Here is a 6887-nt window from a genome sequence, read left to right as displayed (position 1 = left end):
ACGGCTGGGACGGAAGTCGCTGTCGTTCTCAAAATCGGTGGAGCTGCATGATAAAGTCATCGGGCATTATCTGAACATAAAACACTATCAATAAGTTGGAGTCATTACCCTTAGCCTCTATATATTAAGGCGCAACTTCATCGTTAAATTTATTTTTGGGTGCTCATTTATTACTCAATAGATAAAGCGCTAACGCATATAGATTAACCCGCTCCAAGTGAGAAGAATTGTTACATCTGGTTATTTACCAGACTCTACGCGATAGTTTTCGGAATGGTTCCCGTTATTTCATATGTTCACTAATTTTATGTTTAAATACTTGAGCATTGTTCCCTTGATTCCCTTTTCTTAAACATGTTTATAGTTACCCGGCTTGATTAACGCTTTCCCCTGCGATGTTCGATAAGCGTTGGCATCCCGCAAAGAATAAGCGCAGCCGCAATACTCCTGCTGATAAAACTGCTCGCGTTTGCAGATCTCTACCGTGCGCGCGGAGCCACCTTGCTTACGCCAGTTGTGGGTCCAGTAAAACATTCCCGGATGACGCGCCGCTGCTCGCTGGCCGCATTCGCAAACCTGCTGAAAATTCTTCCAGCGTGAAATTCCCAGCGAACTGCAAATCGACTCGAAGCCGTGTTCAGCCGCGTACAGCGCGGTGCGCTCCAGGCGCATATCAAAACAGGCCGTACAGCGCGCGCCGCGCTCGGGTTCCCACTCCATACCTTTCATGCGCGCAAACCAGTTATCGGCATCATAATCCGCGTCGATGAAGGGCACACCGTGTTGCCCGGCAAACCGCTTATTCTCCTCCTTACGGATGAGATACTCCTTTTGCGGATGGATATTGGGATTGTAGAAAAAAATCGTAAAGTCGATATCCGAGGCAAGCAAAGCCTCGATGACTTCGGAAGAGCAGGGCGCACAGCAGGTATGCAATAACAGCTTGTTTGCACCGTCCGGTAGCACAAGCTTCGGGCGCTTAAATTCGGTGGTTGTCATGATATGTTGGCGGAAAGAAGGAAAACGGCGTGGATTGTACCACTAAAATTGTGGTCAATGGGCTTTGCCAGCTTAAGGTGAGGCGGGAGACTGCTTCTCCCACCTCAGCTAACAGTTATTCCTGCCCTGATAAATGCATCCCGACGTACCGCTCATAGCGGCTTTTTTTCAGGAACGTTAAATCCACCAGCACCAGCCCATCGACGCAGTTGTTGAAGGCCGGGTCGCTGCCAAAATCAATAAACTGCACACCGCCCGGCTCGCAGAGTTCCGAATATTGCTTATACAGCGTCGGGATGCCGCAGCCCATATTGCTGAGCAGGGATTTTAAACGAGTCAGATCTTCGCCGTAATCCTCTCCCTTGAACTGCGCCAGCACGTCGGGGAGGCTTGCCGGGTAAGGGCTGCGGGACGAGGCCAGCGGATGGCTCGCCGGGAACCACAGCCGGTAAAAGGCGACAAGCAGATCGCGTGCGTCCGGCGGCAGGCCACCGGAAATAGATACCGGGCCGAACAGGTAGCGATATTGCGGGTAACGGGCCAGGTAAGCGCCAATCCCCGACCATAAATAGTCCAGGCCACGGCGGCCCCAGTAGCGAGGTTGAATAAAGCTGCGCCCCAGCTCGATGCCGTGCTGCAGCACATCGTCCATTTTTTCGTCGTAGTGGAACAGGCTATAGCTGTAAAGCCCGTCTAAACCGCGTTTTTTGATCTGCTGAGCGGTAGGCATAAAGCGGTAGGCGCCGACGATCTCCAGGTCCTGCTCATCCCAAAGGATTAAATGCAGGTAATCGTCATCATACCTGTCGAGATCCCGGCGTTTGCCGCAGCCTTCACCTACGGCGCGAAATGCTATCTCACGCAGGCGACCAAGCTCGCGCAGCAGCGGAGCCTCTTCTTTGGTGTCGTTTCGCTGCCAAAGATAAATCACTTTATCGTCGGCGGTTCGGCCCAGACACTCGGCTTTAGCCAGCTCCCGGCGCAGCGTGGCCCGGTCTTCCGCCCGGGCAATCGCGCTTTCCGTTGTGAATTTGCCGGACAGCCCTTTACCCAGCAGCTGAACGTGCTGGCGGCACTTTTTAGCCAGTTCGCGAGGGATTTGCTGTGGACTATGCCAGCTTTCCCAGGGAATGCGCTGGCCAAGCGTGATTGGCAAAGTGGAGTTGCGGCGGCGGAACATTTGCTGCATCAGCAGCAGCAACGGCAGCGCAGGGGAAACCATCGCGCCAGCATAAAACAGGGCGCTGTTACGCGCGTGGATAAAGGCCGGCAGAAGCGGCACGCGGTACTTCGCGGCAAGTTTAATGAAGCCGGTGTGCCAGTGCCCTTCGGCAATGCCTTCCCGGGATAAACGAGACACTTCTCCCGCCGGGAAAAAGATCAGTACGCCGCCGTTTTGCAGCTGCTGTTCCATCTGCACAAGGGACGATTTAGGCGTGCGGCCATTGATATTGTCGACCGGGATAAACAGCGAACTCAGCGGCTCGAGGTGATTCAGCAGGCGGTTAGTCACCACTTTTACATCGCGGCGAACGCGGGAAACGGCATACAGCAGCGCCAGTCCATCAAGCGTGCCTGTGGGATGGTTGGACATCATCACCACTGGGCCACTTTCAGGGATATTTTCTAATTCACGGGGAGAAATATTACAGCGGATTTGCAGGTGGTCCAGTACCTGTTCGACCATGTCGAGGCCACGAAGATGAGGGTATTGTCCGGCAAAGGCCTGAAACTCTTCCTCATGCAGCAGGCGTCTTAACAGATTTTTTTGCCAGGGTGCAGGCTTAGCCTGAGGCCAAAGATCGTCAAGTACGTTATCGATACTAAACATGTCAGCTCCTCCTAACTTCCTGTTGGTGAAAGTATAAGCAAAAGATGAAGTTTTCGTGTCAGTGAGGTGATGTTTCAGGGATACGCGCAGAAGCGGTGCCGGTTTTTTATTCCGCAGTGATACATCGATGGGGGGGTTAACGCGATTTTTGGCTTAGGTAATGGGGTAAACCCTGATGAGTTGTAGGTTAATGGCGAGTGTTTCGTGAAAAAGCGCGATTAGTATTTAATCTTATGTTTTTAATGGGTTTTGTTTTTGTTTCTTTGAGATTTTCTTGTCAAGATAAAAGCGCATTTAATGAGATTTTTATCATGAAAAATGAGAGTTAAGTCGATTTTTAATCTAAAAAACCTCTATTAGACACTAAAGTTACTCTTCGTCCTGATGATATTTCAACGATCTACGCTAAAGTAGCCGCCGCTGGCTAACGACCAGCCTATGATTAAAAATCTGCAACCGAACGCCGGGAACGGGGTTTTATCAACACCGCATCAAAAAAAGATAACCTATGGGAGTTCACAGATGAGTCACTCTGCGACGAAAACAAAAACATTTTTCGGGCATCCGTATCCGTTAAGTTCGCTCTTCCTCACCGAAATGTGGGAACGTTTTTCTTTCTACGGGGTTCGCCCGCTGCTCATTCTGTTTATGAGCGCCGCGCTGCTTCAGGGCGGGATGGGGCTGCCGATTGAGCAGGCATCCGCCATTGTCGGGATCTTCGCCGGCGGTGTGTATATTACGTCTTTACCGGGTGGCTGGCTGGCCGATAACTGGCTCGGGCAGCGCCGCGCCGTCTGGTATGGCTCGCTGATTATTGCCCTCGGCCACCTCTCGATTGCGCTGTCGGCATTCGTGGGCAACACCTTCTTCTTTGTCGGCCTGCTGCTGATCGTCCTGGGAACCGGGCTGTTCAAAACCTGTATTACCGTCATGGTCGGGACGCTGTACAAAAAAGAAGATACCCGCCGCGACGGGGGCTTCTCGCTGTTTTACATGGGCATCAATATGGGCTCGTTTATTGCCCCGCTGATCATCGGCCCGCTGCATGAAAAATACGGCTGGCATATGGGCTTTGGCCTGGGTGGCTTAGGGATGCTGGTTGCGCTGTTCATCTTCCGCTTCTACGCCATTCCGCAAATGCGCCGCTACGACAAAGAAGTCGGCCTGGACTCCACCTGGAACCGCCCGACGACCGAGCGTAAAAACGTCGGTAAATGGGTGACGCTTGCCATGGCGCTGCTTGCCGGGCTGGTAGTGTTGATCGCCAACGGAACGATTCCGTTCAATCCGACGGTAATTGCGAAAAGCTCCGCCTACATCATTTCTACCTGCGTGGGCCTCTACTTCCTGTTTATGTTCTTCTTCGCGGGCTTAACCAGCAGCGAGCGTTCGCGCCTGCTGGCCTGCCTGATCCTGCTGATTGCGGCGGCGTTCTTCTGGTCTGCCTTTGAGCAGAAGCCGACCTCCTTCAACATCTTTGCGCGTGATTACACCGACCGCCAGATGGGCAGCTTTGAAATCCCGACGATCTGGTTCCAGTCGATCAACGCGCTGTTTATTATCCTGTTAGCCCCGGTCTTCAGCTGGTTCTGGCCGTCGCTGGCTAAGCGTAATTTGAACCCGAGCAGCATGACGAAATTCGTTATCGGCATTCTGTTTGCGGCGGCAGGTTTTGCGGTGATGATGGCGGCGGCAAACCAGGTGCTGGCGACGCAGAGCGGCGTGTCCCCGTTCTGGCTGGTAGGGAGCATCCTGCTGCTGACCCTCGGTGAGCTGTGTCTGAGCCCAATCGGCCTCGCGACCATGACGCTGCTGGCACCGCAGAAAATGCGCGGCCAGGTGATGGGGCTGTGGTTCTGCGCCAGCGCGCTGGGTAACCTGGCGGCGGGTATTATGGGCGGGCACATCAAAAAAGATCAGCTTAGCTCGATGCCGGAGCTGTTCTCCCACGTCTCTATCGCCCTGGTTATCTGCGCCGTTGTGCTGGCCGCGCTGATTATTCCGGTCAGAAACATGCTGAGAAACGCGGACGCCAACGAAGCCAAATAACGGTTTTTAAGCACCTGGCCCGGTAGCCTTTATGGGGTAGCGGGCCTTTTTATTTTGTGGGCCGCTACCGCACATCAGTCGAACGACTTACCGTTTCCCACGCCTCAATATCTGCTTCCATTCGCTCAAGCTTCTCTTTGACGAAGGTAACGGCGTCGCTGCCCAGGAGCAGGGTTGCCGGTGGATGAGGGCTGTCGATAAGCGCCAAAATTGCTTTGGCGGCTTTGATCGGATCGCCCGGCTGCTGCCCGCTGCGTTTCTGGCGCGCGTCGCGAATCGGGCCGAAGCTCTGGTCATAATCGCTGATGCTGCGAGGGCTTCGCACCATAGATCGCCCGGCCCAGTCGGTTCTGAAGGAACCGGGCTGCACGGCGGTCACCGCTATATTAAAAGGCAGGAGCTCTTTGCTCAGCGTTTCGGAGATGCCCTGCAGGGCGAATTTGCTGCCGCAGTAGTAGCTGATACCGGGCAGGGTGATAAAGCCGCCCATCGAAGTGATATTGATAATATGGCCCGTACGACGAGTGCGGAACCCAGGCAAAAAGGCTTTTATCATCGCGACGGCGCCAAATACGTTGACGTTGAACTGGTGAATCAGTTCGCTCATCGGGGATTCTTCCATCACCCCCTCGTGCCCGTAGCCTGCGTTGTTGACGAGTACATCAATAGCGCCAATCTCCTGTTCCACCGAAGCCGCCAGCGGGGCTGCGGCATCAAAGTCGGTGACGTCCAGAATTCGGGCAAAACACTTGCCGGGTGCCAGCGCCTCAAAGGCCTCCTTCGCCTGGTGATTACGCACGGTTCCAACCACGCGGTGTCCGGCTTTCAGGGCTTCTTCTGCCAGCGAACGGCCAAAGCCGCTGCTGACGCCGGTAATTAAAAATAACTTCGACTGGCTCATTATTATGTCCTCTGCTCATGGGAAGTAAATCGTAGGGCCGGAAGGACTGAGTGAGTAGCCTGGATCCTCTCTGATGTTTGCCTATTCCTATGAGGTGCCTGGACGAGGTGAGGTTTCACTGCCAGACTCTGCCAACATTTCCCTTAACCAGATGAACCGCTATGACAAACGCCAGCCTTCTGGCCAGTAAACAAATGGTTGAGCTTCTGGATCGGTTAACCCCGCATGAAGGCTACAATCTCACCGCGCTGAACGAAGTCCGTTTCTTACGCTCTAATCGCCCGCTGATGCGAACCCCGGTTCTTTATGAGCCCGGCATTGTGATTGTGGTGCAGGGGCGTAAACGGGGCTTTTTAGGTGAGGATGTCTATTTATATGATGCCCAGCACTACCTGATGGTTTCCGTGCCCGTGCCGTTCACCATGGAAACGGAGGCCAGCGCCGAAGAACCCATGCTGGCTATCTACATGAGGTTAGACTTTACGCTGGCTGCGGAGGTGATGCTCGCGCTCGATGGCCGAGGCACTGAGCTGGCCTGCGAGCCACGCAGCATGATGTCCAGCCCGATGGACGAAGCGATGAGCGCCTCCGTACTGCGTTTCCTCCAGGTGATGTCGACGCCGCTGGATGCCGATCTCTTGGGGCCGGCTATGATGCGGGAGATTTATTACCGGGTACTGACGGGCGCGCAGGGGCAGACGTTACGCAGCGCGCTGACGATGCAGGGGCAGTTTGGCAAAGTGGCGAAGGCGCTGCGCAAGCTTCATGCTGAATTTGATGCGCATCTGGACGTTGATGCTCTGGCAAAAGAAGCGGGCATGAGCGTGCCCACTTTCCACAGCCATTTCAAAGCGGTGACCAATACTTCCCCCATGCAATATCTCAAATCCACAAGGCTGCACCAGGCGAGATTGTTGATGCTGCGAAACGATCTGACCGCTTCGGCGGCCAGCGCCCGCGTGGGCTACGAAAGTGTGTCGCAGTTCAGCCGCGAATTTAAGCGTCTTTTTGGGCTCACGCCGCTTAACGAGGTGGCGCGCATGCGGCAGCATTTTTCCATGCCGGCCCCGCTTGCAGAGTCGGCATTTATCTCTTCCCACTGAAGAG

The 6887-nt window shown here is 54.2% G+C and carries 6 protein-coding genes; 3 read left to right on the top strand and 3 right to left on the bottom strand.

The genetic code is table 11. The features are described from left to right. Positions 1 to 94, top strand: a 94-nt coding sequence (locus WFN87_RS20640) for an IS1 family transposase (protein ID WP_000306640.1), incomplete at its 5' end; no start/stop codon positions are given. 254 nt (positions 95 to 348) lie between these two features. On the opposite strand, the gene WFN87_RS20635 is transcribed toward WFN87_RS20640, so the two are convergent. Both WFN87_RS20635 and WFN87_RS20630 read right to left on the bottom strand, forming a co-directional pair. After that, positions 349 to 999, bottom strand: a complete 651-nt coding sequence (locus tag WFN87_RS20635) for an epoxyqueuosine reductase QueH (protein WP_336983600.1) — start codon at positions 997 to 999, stop codon at positions 349 to 351. A gap of 115 nt (positions 1000 to 1114) precedes the next feature. Then, entirely contained in the window at positions 1115 to 2830 is a 1716-nt protein-coding gene (locus WFN87_RS20630; RefSeq protein ID WP_166995960.1) for a GNAT family N-acyltransferase, read from the bottom strand. A 522-nt stretch (positions 2831 to 3352) separates the two neighbouring features. On the opposite strand from WFN87_RS20630, the gene WFN87_RS20625 reads away from it, so the two are divergent. Continuing rightward, positions 3353 to 4879, top strand: a complete 1527-nt coding sequence (locus WFN87_RS20625) for a peptide MFS transporter (RefSeq protein WP_213715329.1) — start codon at positions 3353 to 3355, stop codon at positions 4877 to 4879. Positions 4880 to 4943: 64 nt separating this feature from the next. Here WFN87_RS20625 and WFN87_RS20620 read toward each other — a convergent pair whose 3' ends face one another. After that, positions 4944 to 5780, bottom strand: a complete 837-nt coding sequence (locus tag WFN87_RS20620) for an oxidoreductase (protein ID WP_336983601.1) — start codon at positions 5778 to 5780, stop codon at positions 4944 to 4946. Positions 5781 to 5941: 161 nt separating this feature from the next. Between WFN87_RS20620 and WFN87_RS20615 the strand changes: the two genes are divergently transcribed. Next, positions 5942 to 6883, top strand: a complete 942-nt coding sequence (locus tag WFN87_RS20615; RefSeq protein ID WP_336983602.1) for an AraC family transcriptional regulator — start codon at positions 5942 to 5944, stop codon at positions 6881 to 6883. The last annotated feature ends 4 nt before the right edge of the window (positions 6884 to 6887 follow it).

Source organism: Cedecea sp. AS113 (assembly GCF_037152415.1).
In the GTDB taxonomy this organism is placed as follows: Bacteria; Pseudomonadota; Gammaproteobacteria; order Enterobacterales; family Enterobacteriaceae; genus Cedecea.
Note: the sequence above shows the minus strand (reverse complement) of the source record. Positions and strands in the feature narration are given on the sequence as shown.